This is a genomic window from Gardnerella nova (assembly GCF_049244055.1).
Lineage (GTDB): Bacteria > Actinomycetota > Actinomycetes > Actinomycetales > Bifidobacteriaceae > Bifidobacterium > Bifidobacterium vaginale_H.
Map to the genome: position 1 here is coordinate 478892 of NZ_CP058369.1, position 18026 is coordinate 496917.

The window sequence follows — 18026 nt, forward strand, 5'->3', positions numbered from 1 at the left end:
TTGAAATATAAGCAACATGGCGTGAAAACTGTAGAAATATATGCGATACTTATATTATGCATATAAGACCAGGTTCCATGTATCCGCTTGGTGCCAATTATGATGGTGCCGGCGTGAATTTTGCGCTGTTTTCCGAAGTTGCAAAGCGCGTTGAATTATGTTTGTTTGATGAGCACGATAACGAAACGCGTATTGATATGACCGAGCAGAACTCATACGTATGGCACAATTATGTGTCTGGTATTCAGCCTGGCCAGCGATATGGGTATCGTGTCCACGGTCCGTATGATCCATCTCATGGATTATGGTGTAACCCGCATAAGCTGTTACTTGACCCATACGCTAAGGCGATTGAGGGCAATATTGACGGCGATGAAAGTCTTTTCTCATATTGGTTCGCCAATCCGGATGATATTTCAGCGATGAATACTCTGGATTCTGCCGCACACACTATGAAAGCTGCTGTTATTAACCCATATTTCGATTGGGGTAATGATCAGCATCCTATGATTCCGTATCATGATTCAGTCATTTATGAGGCGCATGTGCGTGGTATGACTAATCTCGACAAGCGCGTTCCGGCGGATATTCGTGGCACCTATGCTGGTCTTGCGCACCCAAGTGTTATTTCGTATTTGAAGAAGCTTGGTATTACTGCAATTGAACTTATGCCGATTCATCAGTTTGTGAACGATTCGTTCTTGCAAAATAAGGGGTTGAGCAACTATTGGGGTTATAATACAATCGGTTTCTTTGCTCCTCAGAACTCTTATTCAAGCTCAGGTCAGCGCGGTGAGCAGGTAAATGAATTCAAGTCCATGGTGAAGGCTTATCATGCGGCCGGTATGGAAGTTATTCTCGATGTGGTTTACAACCATACTGCTGAAGGAAACGATAGAGGCCCAACTTTAAGCTTCCGCGGTATCGATAATCGAGCCTACTACCGCTTGGTTGACAACGATCAACGTCACTATTTTGATACCACTGGCACCGGTAATTCGCTGCTTATGCGCTCGCCAAAGGCATTGCGACTGATTACTGATAGTTTGCGCTACTGGGTGACAGAAATGCATGTTGACGGTTTCCGCTTTGATTTGGCGGCAACGCTTGCGCGTCAATTCCAGGAAGTCGATAAGCTTTCCGCATTCTTCGACATTATCGAGCAAGATCCTATTATTTCAAGCGTGAAGCTTATTGCTGAGCCTTGGGATATTGGCGTGGGTGGATATCAGGTTGGTGGTTTCCCTCCAAGCTGGTCGGAATGGAACGGTCGTTATCGTGATTGTGTGCGCGATTTTTGGCGGTCGCAGCCTTCGACGCTTCCTGAATTTGCAAGTAGACTTATGGGTAGCTCTGATTTATATGAGCAGAACGGGCGTAAGCCGGTTGCGTCGGTGAACTTTATTACAGCTCACGACGGCTTTACTATGAACGATTTAGTGAGTTACAACGAAAAGCATAATGAAGCGAATAAGGAAGGCAATTGCGACGGTGCCAATGATAATCGTTCGTGGAATTGCGGTGTAGAAGGACCTACTAATATTCACGATGTGAACGAACTGCGTGAACGTCAGATGCGTAATCTGTTCTCAACTTTGCTTATGAGCCAAGGCATTCCTATGATTTGCGCTGGCGATGAAGTGATGCGTACGCAGAACGGTAACAATAACGCGTATTGCCAAGATAACGCTATTTCGTGGATGAGTTGGGATTGTAACGAAAAACAGCGCGATATGTTTGATTTCGTTGCTAAGCTCATTCATTTGCGACTAAGTCATCCTGTTCTACATCGTCGTCGGTTCTTTACTGGTAGATCGAATGAGGATGACGTTTGTGATATTCCGCAAGTTGAGTGGCTTGACCATAGCGGAACTGTTATGGATATGGAAGACTGGTCAAATACCCATGCCTTATCGGTTATGATTTATTTGAATGGTTCTGATATTCCGGAAACAGACTGGTATGGTACCAGGATGGTTGATAATGATTTCATTCTTATTTTTAATGCGCATTATGAACCAATCACGTTTACTTTGCCAGATAAGCGTTATGGAGAAAAGTGGAAGCTTATTGTGGACACGCACAATCCAAAAGGTCCTGAACTTCTTTATGAAGCAGGTTTTAATATTGTTGCTCAGTCGCGTAGTTTCTTGCTCCTTATGAGTGAGCATAAGCCAGAGCACTAGTAATGGTTGTGTGAGTTTTCATCCACTTTTGAAAGTTAAGGGCAGTGTGGGAGCGCGTTTGTATTTGTGCTTCTGTACTGCCTTTATATTATGTGATTGATTGTGTTGAACGTTGCGTTGAATGTCACTGTTAGCGTTGATAGATGACGTGCGACTTGTCGGTTTGTGATTCTTTATTTGCTATAATCATTTGATTAATTTTTGATTGAAGTCGATCGCTTTGCATGGCTGCAACTTGTCGTGAAAAGACAATAATCCAACCTAGGAAAAGTAAGCATGAAAGTGCTTCCACATTGGTGAGCGTATTATGACCATGAAGCCACTGGTTTCCAGCCCACGAAGTGAGTGCAACTGCTAAATCTGAAGCTATATAAAACGTTCGTGACAGCCGAGGAGCAAGCCACGGAAGACAAACGAGCATAGTGCAGATTAATCCTGTGACGCCTCGCGCACACAAGTCGTGAAGGATGGGGTGTGGCGTGTACCGGAATGTACCTATGCCAATAAAAGCAATACCTCCAAGAATAAGCAGCGCAGCCATAATGGTAATTCGCACTTTGAAATGCTTCGTTTTTTCTTGGCTGTTTCGTGTTAGTATTTCGTGTTGTGTTGCAATAAACTCGCTGATAGCAAAGTAGCTAGTAATAATAATGCAAAGTCCTGCTAAAACAAGTGTTGCGTTAAACATATTGGCGGCAAAAGTTGTACGATCTCCAAGCTGAGAAAAATTATTGTTGTACCAGTAGGGGTCGTCGGACGTTAATCCTGCTGTTGCTGCTCCAGAAATAACAAATAAGGGGAGTAGTGAGGCGACAGTTTTTGCTTCTAGTAGTTCTGCTTGGATAAGTGTTGCGTAACCAACTATTCCGGATAATGCTGAACATAATACGGGAAGATAGCTATTCATTGCTGATCTTCCTATAATCCCGTTGATAATAGAAAGTAGTGCGAAAGACATGAGGAACATGGTTGCGCCGTACATGGTTGAAAGTGCGGTAATTTCAAAAGTGTGTTTTGCGAGGCGTATTAAGTAGCTGCCGGTAAATTTTTTGTTGGTGCGTAAATATCCAATAACGAATGCGCCAACGCTACAAAGGGCCACAATTCCAGATGCAGTGAGGAAGAGTCGTTGACTTATTTGCCAAATTGCTGGCATTACGGACATGTATAAAGACATAACAATCATGCCGTAAACAGCGCATGCAAGAAATGCTATCAAACCTGCTGCTTCTGTTCGTTGAAAACGTCCCATATAAACCCCTCTGTGGTGCAACTTACTCTATTGTAGCTTGTGCTGGTGGAGATGCTTTCTGTGTTCTCGCATCAGTGTGTCGCGGATTTGCATTTGTCATAAATGTGCGCTATAGTAATTGATTGTGCTTGGAAGCCAGGTTGTGGTTTTGAAGCATCGGGGTGTAGCGCAGTTTGGTAGCGCGCCTGCTTTGGGAGCAGGATGTCGCAGGTTCGAATCCTGTCACCCCGACCATGAGCCCGAGTCTTTGACTCGGGTTTTTTGTTTATTAATATTGAATGATATCGCCCAATTTTTCCTTTTATCTTATAGATTTCTATTTTTCTCTAGGCACTCTGTTGAATGATGTCATACTAGTGTGTATTGTTGAACTGTTGGGCTTGTACATGCAGTAATTGCGTGTGTGAGCTTTACTAATGATTGAATATTGACTCGGGAGCCGCAAGGCTGAGAGGAAGCGTAAGCTTCGACCGATTGAACGTGTGTTAAGTAATATTAGCAACGGACGTCGCTCTTTTCCCGTGCCCCAATCTATCTATTCATAGAAAGAAAGGCACTTATTATGTCTACTGTTGAAAATTCGGAAGTAAAACATTCGAACCGTTGGCGAGTTATTGATATTGTTATCGCCGCAATTATCGCCGTTGCCTCTGGTGTATTGTTCTGGGCTTGGGACATTGTGTGTGCAGCTCCTACTAATCTTTTCGCAAGCCTGTTGCCTGGCGCTGAAGGTTTGTCTAATGGTTTTTGGCTTTTTGCTGGACCTTTAGCTGCAATAATCGTGCGTAAGCCTGGTGCTGCATTATTTGCTGAAACTTTAGCTGCGTTTGTTGAACTCATGCTGGGCAATCAGTGGGGCGTTGGCGGATCTTTGATTGTTGGTATTATACAAGGCATTGGCGCAGAACTTGCGTTCATTTTCTTCATGTATAAGGCATGGAACTTGCTTTCTACCGTTATTTCGGGTGCGTTGGCAGGTTTGGCTTGCTTCCTTTACAATTGGACTAGCGGTGGCCAGGGCTGGAGTGTTCAGTACATTACAGCAAATGTAATTACTTCTATTATTTCCGGTTTCATTATTGCCGGCGTGCTGATGTGGGTTGTGCAAAAAGCATTAGCTGCAACGGGTGTTCTCGATCGTTTTGAATCAGGCCGCCCTCAAGCATTAGTGTGAGCGCTTAAAGAAAGTGCTTGAAATCTTAAACTATCGTGTTCTAGTGCTTGCAAAAGCATTAAAACACGATAGTTTGTTCATATAATGCTTCGGTAATGAAAGTTTGTTATTATGCAACTTGCAGATAATGTCGCATGGGCTCCTGCGAGCGTTGTTGCTCAAGACTGGGGTTGGCGTCACACAACGCGTAAAGATTTTGTATTACGTCATGTAAATATTGATATTAAACCAGGCGAACACGTGTTATTGCTGGGCGCGTCTGGAGCTGGTAAAAGTACCTTAATGGCAGGTTTGGCTGGTGTTCTTGGAGACGAAACTGAGGGCATGGCAGAAGGTAGCCTTTGTATAGATGGGGTTGAGGCAAAGGATGCACGTGGCAGAGTCGGTTTGGTTATGCAAGATCCCGATTCTCAGATTATTCTCGAACGAACTGGTGATGATGTTGCTTTCGGCAGTGAAAATCTCGGTATTCCAGTAGAAGAAACGTGGAAACGAGTACGTGAATCTTTACAAGCAGTTGGTTTGGACGATATTACTTCAGGAAGTGAAGGTCTTCGTCGATCGACGCAATGTTTATCTGGAGGGCAGCGACAACGCCTTGCATTAGCTGGTGTGCTTGCTATGCACCCTGGACTGTTGTTATTAGATGAGCCTACAGCCAATCTCGATCCTGAAGGAGTAAAGCAAGTACATGACGCGGTAGCCAATGTGCTTGTAAAAACTGGTGCCACTATGGTAGTGGTTGAACATCATATTGATATTTGGATGGATCTTATCGACAGAGTGATTGTAATTGGAAAACCTTCCCAACATCACGCTGACGATACTGACGATACTGGCGATACTGACGCTAACGTTGGCTGCGTTATTGCAGACGGCGATCCAAAAGAAGTATTTGCACAATTTGGTGACATGCTTGCAAACGGCGGTGCTTGGGTTCCTGGAAGAACTATTACATCGTTTGCTCCGAAAAAAGAATATAGTTGTGACGATAAATCGCAAGATCTTGCACTTTATACTCGTGACTGTTCCTTCGGAAGAACAGTGCCGTTAGCTCAGCATGTTAATATTGGCTTTCGTTTTGGTGAAGTAGCTGCGCTCATGGGACCTAATGGTGCAGGAAAAACTACTGTAGCACTCACCCTTGCAGGCCTATTAAAACCTCTTGAAGGAAGCGTGTGTTTAGCGAAAGATTTGGTTCCTGAAAAGCGAGATAATAATCTTTGGACGTGGAAAAGCCGTGAATTGCTGGGACGCATTGGCATGGTGTTCCAAGAGCCTGAACACCAGTTTGTAACGTCGTGCGTACGAGATGAAGTTGCTTTAGGACCAAGAAAGCAAGGCAAAAGTGAGCAAGAATCTTACGATATTGCTGACGCAATGCTGGAACGTATGAATCTGAAACGTTTTGCGCTAGCTAATCCGTATACCTTATCTGGCGGCGAAAAGCGTCGCCTTTCTGTTGCTTCGTTGCTGGCTGCAGCTCCCCGCGTAGTTATTATGGACGAACCAACGTTTGGTCAGGACTTTACTACGTGGACGGCCATGGTTGAACTGATTGCGCAAATTCGAGACAGCGGTTCTGCAGTTATTATGGTTACGCACGATGACGCTTTAGTAGAAGCATTGGGTGCTCGTGTAATACGTGTTGAGCATGAGAAGAGTGTTGATCCTGCGTGCGAGCAGAGCGAAAGGAACGTGTAATATGAAGTTGCGTAGTGTATCAGAAAATTTCGCTAATAATGTAAGTTCTAAAGCGGATCTTAATCCGAAAGTTGAGGAAGATCTTGCTAAGGTTTCTTCTATAAATGTCACTTCAGCTTCGCAACGCGTGGAACACGAAAGGCTTGTATCACCATCGTGGTTTATTCGTAAACTTAATCCAATAAGCCGTTTCATTGGAGCTTTGCTGCTGTGTTTGCCGATGTTTGTTACGTTAGATATCGTTTCAGCTTCTATCGCATTCGGTTTGGATATACTGCTATTGGCAATTGGTGGCGTTATGCCGTGGTACGTTTTACGTCACACTTGGCCGGTTTGGATTGCTGCTTCAGGCAGTTTCATATCTGTACTTTTATACGGTCAAAGCTCCGGAAACGTGCTGTTCCAATTCGGTTGGATGCACGTAAGTCAAGGCTCGTTATATTTAGCTTGTTGCACATTTGTCCGTGTTGCAGCAGTGGCGGTTCCGGGCGTTATACTGGCTCTCGGCTTAGATCCTACTGATTTGGCAGATGGATTAGTGCAGATTTTGCATTTTTCTCCACGCTTTGTGTACGGTGCGTTAGCTGGATTGCGCATGTTTACTTTATTGCAGGACGATTGGCATGCTTTTGGTTTGGCACGTAGGTCTCGCGGCATTTCAGACGGTAAGGCTTTACAACGCATGCTTTCGCAATCTTTTGGTTTGCTTGTGCTTTCTATTCGTCGTGGAACTAAGCTCGCAACCGCTATGGAAGCGAGAGCCTTTGGCAGTACTGTTAAACGCGTTCCAGCGCGAAAATCCAAATTAACAGTATTTGATTGGGTGTTTTATCTGATTAGTATTGCTATTCCAACTATTGCTCTTTACACTTCAATTCGAACAGGGTATTGGCATAATGCGTTTATTCGTATGTAATTTCGCTATAATTTAGTAGCTAGTAACGTAAGAATGCGCAGAAAAGCTTGAGATTATTGTGCGTACCGTACATGTTGCTCGCTAGTATCGTAGTATGAATGAAATGATGAATCCTTGCAGTTGCCTTAATCTTTGGGCCGCGCCATTATGTGATACGCCACTCAACGCGACGGTAAATATTCCAGGTAGCAAATCATTATCGAATCGGTATTTGATACTTGCAGCACTTGCAAAAAAACCTGTGATATTACAAGGATTGTTGCGTTCTAGAGACACGGAACTTATGATAGATGCGCTCAAAGTTTTTGGCGTCACATGTGAGTCTCTTAACGTTGAAGGGACTGTGGTTCGCGTGGAGCCTCCTGAATCTGGAATATTCAATGTTCAGGAGGGGAGTGTTGTAAATTGTGGTTTAGCTGGAACGGTGATGCGTTTCGTTAGTGCGTTAGCGCTTTTTGCCGACGGTCCTGTGCGATTTGATGGTGATGAGCAGGCGTATGCACGTCCTATGAAACCAGTACTTGATGGTTTGGAGCAGCTTGGTGCGACAGTTACGTACCATGGTGCAGTCGGTTTTTTGCCGTATACTATTACGCCTCCGCAGCGTGAAATTTCAGAAGATAATTTGAAGAAAATTGTGCGCATTGATTCGTCTGCGTCATCTCAATTTATTTCTGCTTTGTTGCTTATTGGATCCAGAATTTCTGGTGGATTATATCTTGAACATACTGGCGCAACTTTGCCGAGTATGCCACATATTCGTATGACGATGGATGACATTCGTAAGGCTGCTGGCACTGTACGAATGTGCGAACCTAGTAGTTGGAGTGTTTCGGAAGCGCACTTAGTTTTGCCAAATGTGGTAGTTGTTGAACCTGATTTGTCAAATGCAGCACCATTTTTGGGCGCAGCATTGATTGCTGGAGGCACAGTTAGGGTTCCAAACTGGCCGAAGAATACAACTCAGCCAGGGGGTTTGCTTCCAAACTTGCTTGAGCAGATGGGTGCTGTAGTTAATTTTGAAGAAGATAGTTCTAATAGTGAATCTGGAGTGCTTTCTGTTACTGGCAATGGTAGTATACGTGCAATTTCTTCGCTTGATTTAAGTGCAGCAGGGGAGATTGCTCCGAGTATTGCGGCTATTCTTGCTTTTGCGGATGGGGCAAGTGAACTTCACGGTATTGCACATTTGCGTGGTCATGAGACGAATCGTTTGGCGGCGTTGGTAGCTGAATTGAAACGTGTTGGAATTGGTGCGGAAGAACTTGACGACGGTATTCGTATTGAGCCAAGTAAGCAGATACACGGGGAAGTTATGGAAACGTATGCTGATCACCGTATGGCTACGTTTGCTGCAATGCTGGGGCTGAGAATAAAAAATATACGCGTCAAGAATATTGTTACAACTCGCAAAACGATTCCTGATTTTCCGGGCATGTGGCATAAAATGCTTGCATAACAAGCTTGCATAACAAGCTTGCATAACAAGCTTACATAACAAATAATCCCGAGCCTTATTCGACTCGGGATTATTTATATCTATTCACATTTATTTTTATTTATTATTTCGCTCTGTTTAGCGAAACTGTTAAGCGCAACTGTTTAGCGCTCAAACTTGTTGCCGTAGCTGTCCTCGCCAGCTTCAGCAATAGCTGCAGCCTTGCGTGCAATTGCCAACTCTTCGTTCGTTGGAATCACAGCAATAATCACAGAGCTATCTGGAGTGGAAATAACGCGTGGCTCCTTAGAACGAACAAGGTTCTTTTCCTTATCGAGCTTAACACCGAATGGCTCAAGCTTTTCGCATACGCGAGCGCGCACAATTTCGTCGTTTTCGCCAACACCAGCGGTGAAGGTAATAACGTCAACGCCACCCATTTGAGCGGTGTAGTTGCCGATGTAACCAACAATGCGATGTACGTATACGCCGAGAGCAAGTTCAGCGTTCTCGTCACCTTCAGCAATAAGCTTATGAATGTCGCGCAAATCGCCGTGGCCGGTCATACCCATCATGCCGGAACGCTTGTTGAAGAGAGTGTCAAGCTCGTCCACGTTCATGTGAGCGTTACGAATAAGGTGGAACACTACTGCCGGATCGATATCGCCAGTACGACCGCCCATCATCAAACCCTCGAGTGGAGTTAAGCCCATAGAGGTTTCAACTGGCTTGCCAGAAATCTGAGCAGAAGCGGAAGCGCCGTTTCCAATGTGCAAAACAATCTGCTTCAGACCTTCTGCTGGCTTGCCAACAACCTGTGGCACTACGGAACCAATGTACTCGTGAGAAGTACCGTGAGCGCCGTAACGACGAATGTGGTAACGGTCTGCAATTTCCTTATTCAAAGCGTAAGTTGCTGCAACCTGTGGCAAAGCATGGAAGAACGAAGAATCGAATACCATAATTTGTGGAACATCTGGCAAAAGCTCAGTCATGACTTCAGCGCCAACAGCTTCTGGGCCGTTGTGGAGTGGAGCCAAAACTGCCAAATCCTTAACCTTATTAATCGTCTTCTCGTTGACTAATGCAGGCTTAGGGAATGTTAATCCACCCTGAACAACGCGGTGGCCTACAGCAACAATGCCGGATTCAGAAAGCTTTGGACCATATTCTTCGAAGAATCCAAGTACGCGCTTTAAGCCTTGCTCGTGGTCGTGAACTGGCTCATCGAACTCATGCTTTTCGCCATTGAATACGTGCTTGTAGTGGCCGTCAACTGGTTCACCAATCTTTTCAACGATGCCGGAAGCGAGACCTTCGCCGCTTTCCAAGTCAACGAGCTGATACTTAATCGAACTGGAACCAGAATTGATAACAAGAACGGTTTTTGCCATGTGGGCATCCTCCATAAAGTATTGATAAGGCTTGTAAATTGCCACGCTCTAGTTTACCTTTAAGTTCCTACAATACGGAGAGTTATTTTACGCATTGTAGGAACTTACTCAGTATAGGTCGTGTTTAAGGTATTACTTTGTAATTATTTTCTTAAATTTAGCTGAACGTCCTCATTCCGATTGTGCTTCAATAGCAGTTAAAGCAACGGTATTTATAATATCTTGCACTAATGCGCCTCGAGATAAATCGTTAACAGGCTTATTTAATCCTTGCAAAATAGGTCCAACTGCTAATGCTCCGCTGGAACGTTGTACAGCCTTGTATGCAATGTTTCCGGCGCATAAATCAGGGAACACGAACACATTTACGTGACCCGCAACAGGATTATCTTTTGCTTTAGTTGCAGCTACGGTAGGTGACCAAGCTGCATCAAACTGAATAGAACCGACAACTGCCAAATCGGGAGCTTTTTCTTTCACTATTTGTGTAGCTTCCTCTACGGTGTCAACATCTGGTCCTTTGCCGGATCCTAGTGTGGAGTAGGAAAGCATACCCACCTTAGGTTCAATGCCGAAGGATGCGGCCGTGTTTGCGGATTGAATAGCAATGTCAGCAAGCTGTTCTGCGCTTGGATTTAGATTAATTGCGCAATCTGCGAATACTGCCACGTGGTCCTTGAAACACATAAGGAAGGCGCCGGAAACAAGCTTGGATTCTGGCTTTGTTTTAATAACTTGAAGAGCCGGACGAACTGTATTCGCAGTTGAATTAACAGAACCAGATACTAATCCGTCAGCTTGACCTAGTACAACAAGCATTGTGCCAAAATAGCTGGCGTCAGCAAGTTGCTCGCGTGCTTGCTTTTCTGTCATGCCTTTTTTAGCTCGTTGCTCGCACAGTTTGGTAACCATGTGACTAAGCATTGCTTTGTCGTGCATGGACTGGAAGCTCGCTTTGTGAAGAGAATTGAGATTTAGTTCTTCTGCGCGTGCAAGAATAGTGTCACGTTCTCCAATAATAATAATATTTACAATGTCTCGTTCAAGCAGATAGTCTGCTGCTTTCAAAATACGATCTTCTTCGCCTTCTGGAAGCACGATAGTTTTTTTGCTTGCTTTTGCTTTGCCGAGCAAACTATATTGGAATGCATACGGGGTAATAGGGGCATTATACGGTTGACGGAGTGCATTGATAACGTCATTTTCGTTTACGAATCTAGCAAATGTTTGTAATGCGCATTCAGTTGTTTCATTTTCTAATTGTGGAAGCACCCATAATGGAATTTGGCTTACTCGCGTTGCATCTTCGCTAGAATTTGCATAATTCCTGGCAGTGTAGTCGCGCATTAATTCTGAGCCTAAACCTTCGCTGCAACCGGTAACGAATACTCCTAAAACTTGTGTGCAGGATTTCAGAATACAAGCATTAGCTGCGTCAATAGTTTGTAGAATTTGCTGAGCATCCCTATTTTTAGCAGAAACCGTAAGGAATACAGGTGAGGCCAGGTCTGCTGCAACGGTTGCGTCAAAAGTAAATAAGTCAGGGTCGTAAATTGGTGTTGCGTCGCTTGCAATAATAACTGAGGCTTGAGCGTCAGTGGTAGCTAATACTTCATGATACCTTGCAACAATATCTCCGCGAACTGTTTCTTTATGAGATAAAATTGTTTCAGGGGTTTTTGATATGACTTGTTCTACTGTGGTTGGTGTGTTTGTAATGCGAAGAAGATTGTTAGTAAAATCGTCGTTGAGCTGTGCAGATGGTCGAAAAATAGTAGTGTGATAATGGTTAACTAATGCTTTGGTGACACCAAGCGCGACGGCATTGCGTCCAAGCATATCTTCGTTGCCAATAATCGTTACGTTGAGGTGTGACACGATGTTTCTCCTTTGATACGTTTCGTGTTGCATTATGAGCTTTCATATAGCATTTGCGAACATTTGTAGGCTTTACAATATGAACAAACTTGTTCTATTGTACGGCTTTTTCACGTTATACACGCACGAAATATGAATTGCGAGATATGAATTTCGTCACGTATAGTTTGGGAACTAATCCAAACAAGCTTTATTGCTTGCTACTTGTTATATATAAAAACGGGAGCCAACCTTTCGATTGACTCCCGAATGTTTTATCTAACCAGTTTTAGCTTTAATAGCTTAAAACTACTCGTTATCGCCTGCGGTTGCAGCGGTAGCGGTGACAGCGCCTGGCTTGTCGGTCTTAACGCCTGGCCACACCCAATCGGTGTAGTCTGGGTGATCGAGACCATTGTCGACTGCATACTGGAAGGCTTCGAGACGGAAGTCTTCGAGCTTCTTGATTTCGTCGGCATACTTAGCGGCGTCAACCATGCGCAATGCTTCAGCGGTAAGCTCGTAACGATCCATGTCGTTAACGCGAACCATGTCGTATGGCGTGGTGGTGGAGCCCTGCTCCTTGTAGCCATGGACGTTGAAGTTGTCGTGGTTTGGACGATCGAAGATCAAGCCGCGAACGTCATGTGCATAGGAGTGGTAAGCGAGAAGGACTGGCTTGTCAGCGGTGAAGAGCTCAGTGAACTCTTCGTCAGTCAAAGCCTCGTTGTTTTCCTTAGCGGACTGCAACTTGAGCAAGTCAACAATGTTAACGACCTTGAACTTAACGCCAAGCTTGTTCAACTTGTCGGCAGCGGCCATCAATTCCTGCTGTGGAACATCGCCGATACCAGCGAGAACAACCTGAACTTCGTCATTGGTCTTAGCGTTAGATGCCCACTTCCACTCAGCAGCACCCTTCTCGAGCTCTTCGCGAGCTTCGTCGAGGGTCAGCCAAGTAGCAGCTGGCTGCTTACCAGCGAAGATTGCGTTGATCATGTTGGTGGACTTGTAAACCTTCTCACCAACAGCGAGCAACATGTTGGAATCTACTGGGAAGTAAATGCCGATAACGTGATCGTTGTTGAAGGTCTTGTTCAAAAGAACAGAAGTTACACCTGGATCCTGATGGGAGAATCCGTTGTGATCCTGACGCCATACGTGAGAGGATACCAACAAGTTCATGGAGGAGATTGGCTTACGCCATGGAATCTCACGAACTGTAGCTTCGAGCCACTTTGCGTGCTGGTTCAACATGGAGTCGATAACGTGTACGAAGGACTCGTAAGAGCTCCAAATGCCGTGACGACCGGTGAGCAAGTAAGCCTCGAGGAAGCCTTCCATCTGGTGCTCGGAGAGCTGCTCGGTTACCTGACCGGTAACTGCCATGTGCTCATCGACTAATTCGGAGAGGTAGCCTGCGTCCCACTGCTTGTTGGTTACTTCATAAGCAGCCTGCAAACGGTTGGAAGCGGTCTCATCTGGTCCGAAGATACGGAAGGAATCTGGGTTGTTCTTGATTACGTCGCGGGTGTAAACACCAAGGCGACGGGTAGCTTCGAGCTGACCCCAGCCGTGACCGAATTCCTTAACTTCCTTAACTTCGTAATCTTCGAGCTTTGGAAGCTTAAGGTCTTCGCGAATACGACCACCGTTGGCGTTTGGATTCTGGCCAATACGGAGTTCGCCCTTTGGCATGAAGGAAAGAACGTCTTCCTTAATGCTGCCATCTTCATTGAAGAGCTCTTCAGGCTTGTAGGACTTCATCCAGTTCTTCAAGACTTCGAAGTGAGCTTCGGTATCACGAGCAGATGCCAGTGGCACCTGGTGTGCACGCCAAGAGCCTTCAGTCTTCTTGCCGTCGATGAACTTAGGGCAAGTCCAACCCTTAGGGGTGCGGAAGATGATCATTGGGTAGAATGGACGGGTTACGTCGTTGGTCTGAGCTTCAGCCTTGATATCGCAAATCTCGTCGAAGATGGTCTCGAACATGTCGGCGAAGCGACGGTGAATGGACATGTGATCCTCATCGTCGAAGCCAGCAACGAACTCGTATGGTTCGTAGCCCATACCGTGGAAGAACTCGTGAAGCTCTTCGTCGGAAATACGGGAAAGAATAGTTGGGTTAGCAATCTTGTAACCGTTCAAGTGCAAGATTGGAAGAACGATACCATCGGTACGTGGGTTGACAAGCTTGTTGGACTGCCAACCAGTAGCCAAAGGACCGGTTTCTGCTTCGCCGTCGCCGACGATTGCTGGAACGAACAAGCTTGGGTTGTTCATGACAGCGCCGTAAGCGTGGGAGAGAGCGTAACCAAGCTCGCCACCTTCGTGGATGGAACCTGGGGTCTCAGGAGCGAAGTGAGAAGGAATACCACCTGGGTAAGAGAACTGGCGGAAGAACTTCTGCAAACCAGCTTCGTCCTTGGTGATCTTTGGATAGTACTCGGTGTAAGTACCGTCGAGGTAGGACTGAGCAGTACCAGCTGGGCCGCCGTGGCCTGGACCCATGATAATCACAGTGTTCTGCTGATGCTCAGCAATGAAACGGTTAATGTGGCCAATAAGGAAGTTAAGGCCTGGAGTGGTACCCCAGTGACCCACTAGACGATGCTTAACGTCTTCGCGAGTAAACGGCTCCTTCATTAGAGGGTTGCTACGAAGATAAATTTGGCCGATTGAAAGATAGTTGGCAACACGCCAGTACTTATCTACGCCTTCGATAGCAGCCTCGGAAACTGGAGCGTTGAGCTTCTTCCAAGGTGTGCCAATAACAGGACTCGTCATGTGTACTCCTGTACTCAAGCACTTTTCAGTGCAATTTGATCATTACCATTTGGTTATAGAGTCTGGAAAACAAATGTATTACAGCTCTTTTTCCATCCGTTTCAGTATAGTTGCATCGTTTGACTTTTGTTCGTTTGGTTACTTCTACGTGCGTTTTTGTTGAAAAAATGTGTTCTTATGTTGTAAAAAAATGGCACATTTGTAGCGAAAGTGTGCATTTTCATGTTTATTTATTCATAATATATCCGTTTTTTAGTTTAATAGGCACTATACGATGACACATAATATAGTCCCTCGTCTCAAAGCAACCCTACTATAATACTGTATTTAAGCTTCGATTATTTGCTGATTGTGCACGACACAATGGTAGAAGTTACGTCAGTTACACATATATACTGTGTACCAATATTAGAAGGAGAATCATGGCAAAAGGACCAGTGCTTGTCGTTGATTTTGGCGCTCAATATGCTCAGCTTATTGCTCGTCGCGTGCGAGAAGCAAATGTATATTCAGAACTTGTTCCTCATTCTATGCCAGTAGATGAGATGCTTGCTAAAGATCCTCAGGCCATTATTCTTTCCGGCGGCCCTGCTTCCGTGTATGAACCAGGCGCGCCAGATATTGATCCGAAGATTTTTAATGCAGGAGTGCCAGTACTCGGTATTTGCTACGGCTTCCAGGTTATGGCTCACGAGCTTGGTGGAGATGTAGATAAAGCTGCACTTGGCGAATACGGCAAAACTTCCGCAACTATCGACGATTCTGAAGGTTTACTTACAAATTCTCCGGTTGAGCAGACCACTTGGATGAGCCATGGCGTAGCTGTTAAACGTGCTCCAGAAGGTTTCACCGTGTTAGCTCACACTGAAGGTGCACCCGTTGCTGCAATGCAAGACGCGAATCGAAAGCTTTACGGCGTGCAATGGCATCCTGAAGTAAAGCACACGCCTCTTGGCCAGGAGCTTATATCTACATTCCTACATAAGTGTGCAGGACTAGATAACAATTGGAATCCTTCCAATATTATTGAAGATCAAGTTGCTAAAATTCGTGAAGAAGTTGGTGACGCACAAGTTATTTGTGGTCTTTCTGGCGGCGTGGATTCTGCTGTTGCAGCAGCTTTGGTGCATAAAGCAATTGGTGATCAGCTTACTTGCGTTTTTGTCGACCACGGTTTGCTTCGTAAAGGTGAAGTTGAGCAGGTTAAGCATGATTTCGTTGAAGCCACTGGTATTAAGCTTATTGCAGTTGATGCAGAAGATGACTTTTTGGATGCGCTTAAAGGTGTAAGTGAGCCGGAGCGTAAGCGCAAGATTATTGGTGAAAAGTTTATTCGCACTTTTGAAAAGGCTCAGCGTCAAGTTATTGAGGAGGCTGGTAAAACCGGAGCAGAAGTGAAATTCCTCGTGCAAGGAACCCTGTATCCAGATGTCGTGGAATCTGGCGGTGGTGACGGTGCTGCCAATATTAAGTCTCATCATAACGTTGGTGGTTTGCCAAAAGACTTAAAGTTTAAGCTTATTGAGCCGTTGCGTACGTTGTTTAAGGATGAAGTTCGCGCTATTGGTACCGAGCTTGGTTTGCCTGATGCTATTGTGTGGCGTCAGCCGTTCCCTGGTCCTGGTTTGGGTATTCGTATTGTTGGTGAAATTACGCGTGAGCGTCTGGCAGTACTTCGTGAAGCTGATGCTATTGCTCGTGAAGAGCTTTCTGCTGCCGGCTTGGATCGAGATATTTGGCAGTGCCCAGTTGTGTTACTTGCAGATGTTCATTCTGTTGGTGTGCAAGGGGATGAGCGCACATACGGTTCTCCAATCGTACTCCGTCCGGTAAGCTCCGAGGATGCAATGACTGCCGACTGGTCGCGCGTGCCTTACGATGTATTGGCGAAAATTTCCACTCGTATTACAAATGAATGCCGTCAGATTAATCGAGTAGTGCTTGACGTGACTTCTAAGCCACCTGCCACTATTGAATGGGAATAAAATTAGTCATTTCAAACACATTGTTTGAACCGCGTGATTTCATCACGTCGCTATGTTTTGTGAGCGGTAGCATTGTTGCGTAATGCGATAATACTGCCGCTCATAAAGTATGCGGTAATGTTATTTGTTTTCAGCATGTCGAATTGTGCATTGCTTACAATGGCTGATACGATGAGACGAGTGGATGTGAGAGCTTGACGTGGCAGTATGTTGTATGCAACTGGGATGCGTGTGGGCTAGGAAATTTCAGGAGTTATTTTTATGGTTGATGGCGTACCAAAATATATTGCTGTACGAGATAATTTGCGTGCGCGTATTGATACAATGGTGGCAAATGAACAATTGCCTCCGGAGATTGAGTTATGCCGCCAATACAATGTAAGTCGCATTACGCTAAGGCATGCTGTCGATAATCTTATTACTGAAGGTTTGTTGATAAGGGAGCAGGGTAGAGGAACATTCAGAGCACCTGCAGTTATCAACAGTAGACATCAAGAGATAATTTCTGACCGTGCGCAAGGATTTTATGAGCAGAGTTGCGATCCTGATGCATTGATACGTGTTGAAGTGCTAGAAAATGATGTTGTTCAAGATGAAGACGCTGCTTTGAACTTGGGATTAAAACCAACCGAGGAGCTCATTTGTTTAAAGCGTTTGCGATATATTGACGACGTGTTGTCTCGTTACAGTGTGTTGTATTTGTCGGCTTCGCGTTTTCCTAAAGTATTGACTCAGGATTTTTCTGAAAAATCCTTGGCTGATTTCTTGTATCAAGCGTATGCAGTGCAGTTGGTAGAAAGCGAAGTATCTGTACATATTGAACGTGTCTGTGGCAGGATGGCGGAGGTTCTCCATCTTGAACAAGAAACTCCAGCAATTGCCGCAAAGTCTACTGTTAAAGATAGATTCGGCACGATTATTGCTTTTGGTGCTGCTGTGTATACTCCAAATTCTGGCGAGATTTGCTTCCATCTACATTCAAACAGTTAGTATTAAGCAAACAGTTAGTAGTAAGCAAATAATTAGTTGCAATAGTGTGCGCTCGCATTCTTATAGCGAGCGCAATTTTATTGGCCTATAACCCCTTTGACCTATAGCCCTTTTATTGCGCGTATCGTTAGATAACAAAAAAGTCTTGCCGATTTCTCAGCAAGACTCAATCTGTGTCCGGAGCGGGAGTTGAACCCGCACGCCTGTACAAATAGGCACTAGCACCTCAAGCTAGCGCGTCTACCATTCCGCCACCCGGACGGGTGTTTTAAGCAACAGATATGACTATAACATCTTTTTCTGTTTCATGCTTCGGCGTGTTGAAAATTTTATGAATTTTTTA

Annotated in this window: 11 protein-coding genes and 2 tRNA genes; 8 read left to right on the forward strand and 5 right to left on the reverse strand. The window is 45.0% G+C overall.

What is annotated here, in order from left to right:
• The first annotated feature begins 56 nt into the window (after positions 1-56).
• A complete protein-coding gene (gene glgX, locus HXT56_RS02075) occupies positions 57-2186 on the forward strand; it encodes a glycogen debranching protein GlgX (protein WP_116711615.1) in 2130 nt (709 codons plus the stop codon).
• 130 nt (positions 2187-2316) lie between these two features.
• Here the strand turns inward: glgX and HXT56_RS02080 are convergent, their stop codons facing one another.
• Positions 2317-3438 carry an ABC transporter permease gene (locus HXT56_RS02080; RefSeq protein WP_421778317.1) on the reverse strand — a complete coding sequence of 374 codons (1122 nt, stop codon included), beginning with the start codon at positions 3436-3438 and terminating at the stop codon, positions 2317-2319.
• A 157-nt stretch (positions 3439-3595) separates the two neighbouring features.
• On the opposite strand from HXT56_RS02080, the gene HXT56_RS02085 reads away from it, so the two are divergent.
• The 5 genes from HXT56_RS02085 to aroA all read left to right on the forward strand — a co-directional run bounded on the left by HXT56_RS02085 (position 3596) and on the right by aroA (position 8691).
• Positions 3596-3672: transfer RNA gene (locus HXT56_RS02085), tRNA-Pro, on the forward strand.
• Between the two features lie 328 nt (positions 3673-4000).
• Positions 4001-4612, forward strand: a complete 612-nt coding sequence (locus HXT56_RS02090; protein WP_116711617.1) for an ECF transporter S component — start codon at positions 4001-4003, stop codon at positions 4610-4612.
• Positions 4613-4723: 111 nt separating this feature from the next.
• Positions 4724-6316 carry an ABC transporter ATP-binding protein gene (locus HXT56_RS02095; RefSeq protein ID WP_421778318.1) on the forward strand — a complete coding sequence of 531 codons (1593 nt, stop codon included), beginning with the start codon at positions 4724-4726 and terminating at the stop codon, positions 6314-6316.
• A gap of 1 nt (position 6317) precedes the next feature.
• The gene (locus HXT56_RS02100) at positions 6318-7232 is read left to right on the forward strand and encodes an energy-coupling factor transporter transmembrane component T family protein (protein WP_116711619.1); all 915 of its coding nucleotides are present in this window, start codon (positions 6318-6320) and stop codon (positions 7230-7232) included.
• Between the two features lie 94 nt (positions 7233-7326).
• The gene (gene aroA / locus HXT56_RS02105) at positions 7327-8691 is read left to right on the forward strand and encodes a 3-phosphoshikimate 1-carboxyvinyltransferase (protein WP_421778320.1); all 1365 of its coding nucleotides are present in this window, start codon (positions 7327-7329) and stop codon (positions 8689-8691) included.
• Positions 8692-8834: 143 nt separating this feature from the next.
• On the opposite strand, the gene HXT56_RS02110 is transcribed toward aroA, so the two are convergent.
• The 3 genes from HXT56_RS02110 to HXT56_RS02120 all read right to left on the reverse strand — a co-directional run bounded on the left by HXT56_RS02110 (position 8835) and on the right by HXT56_RS02120 (position 14708).
• Entirely contained in the window at positions 8835-10064 is a 1230-nt protein-coding gene (locus HXT56_RS02110) for an acetate/propionate family kinase (RefSeq protein ID WP_165846008.1), read from the reverse strand.
• A 171-nt stretch (positions 10065-10235) separates the two neighbouring features.
• On the reverse strand, positions 10236-11942 hold the full coding sequence (gene pta, locus HXT56_RS02115; protein ID WP_421778321.1) for a phosphate acetyltransferase: 1707 nt from the start codon (positions 11940-11942) through the stop codon (positions 10236-10238).
• Between the two features lie 288 nt (positions 11943-12230).
• Positions 12231-14708 carry a phosphoketolase gene (locus tag HXT56_RS02120; RefSeq protein ID WP_116711622.1) on the reverse strand — a complete coding sequence of 826 codons (2478 nt, stop codon included), beginning with the start codon at positions 14706-14708 and terminating at the stop codon, positions 12231-12233.
• A gap of 422 nt (positions 14709-15130) precedes the next feature.
• On the opposite strand from HXT56_RS02120, the gene guaA reads away from it, so the two are divergent.
• Together guaA and HXT56_RS02130 are read left to right on the forward strand one after the other, a co-directional pair.
• The gene (guaA, locus tag HXT56_RS02125; protein ID WP_421778322.1) at positions 15131-16693 is read left to right on the forward strand and encodes a glutamine-hydrolyzing GMP synthase; all 1563 of its coding nucleotides are present in this window, start codon (positions 15131-15133) and stop codon (positions 16691-16693) included.
• Between the two features lie 261 nt (positions 16694-16954).
• Complete coding sequence (locus HXT56_RS02130; RefSeq protein WP_116711624.1) at positions 16955-17683, forward strand: GntR family transcriptional regulator; 729 nt, start codon at positions 16955-16957, stop codon at positions 17681-17683.
• Between the two features lie 174 nt (positions 17684-17857).
• On the opposite strand, the gene HXT56_RS02135 is transcribed toward HXT56_RS02130, so the two are convergent.
• Positions 17858-17944: transfer RNA gene (locus HXT56_RS02135), tRNA-Leu, on the reverse strand.
• Between the last annotated feature and the right edge of the window lie 82 nt (positions 17945-18026).

Coding starts and splice junctions, on each gene's coding strand:
- glgX (WP_116711615.1), top strand. CDS start 57: ATGCATATAAGACCAGGTTCCATGTATCCGCTTGGTGCCAATTATGAT.
- HXT56_RS02080 (WP_421778317.1), bottom strand. CDS start 3,438: ATGGGACGTTTTCAACGAACAGAAGCAGCAGGTTTGATAGCATTTCTT.
- HXT56_RS02090 (WP_116711617.1), top strand. CDS start 4,001: ATGTCTACTGTTGAAAATTCGGAAGTAAAACATTCGAACCGTTGGCGA.
- HXT56_RS02095 (WP_421778318.1), top strand. CDS start 4,724: ATGCAACTTGCAGATAATGTCGCATGGGCTCCTGCGAGCGTTGTTGCT.
- HXT56_RS02100 (WP_116711619.1), top strand. CDS start 6,318: ATGAAGTTGCGTAGTGTATCAGAAAATTTCGCTAATAATGTAAGTTCT.
- aroA (WP_421778320.1), top strand. CDS start 7,327: ATGAATGAAATGATGAATCCTTGCAGTTGCCTTAATCTTTGGGCCGCG.
- HXT56_RS02110 (WP_165846008.1), bottom strand. CDS start 10,064: ATGGCAAAAACCGTTCTTGTTATCAATTCTGGTTCCAGTTCGATTAAG.
- HXT56_RS02120 (WP_116711622.1), bottom strand. CDS start 14,708: ATGACGAGTCCTGTTATTGGCACACCTTGGAAGAAGCTCAACGCTCCA.
- guaA (WP_421778322.1), top strand. CDS start 15,131: ATGGCAAAAGGACCAGTGCTTGTCGTTGATTTTGGCGCTCAATATGCT.
- HXT56_RS02130 (WP_116711624.1), top strand. CDS start 16,955: ATGGTTGATGGCGTACCAAAATATATTGCTGTACGAGATAATTTGCGT.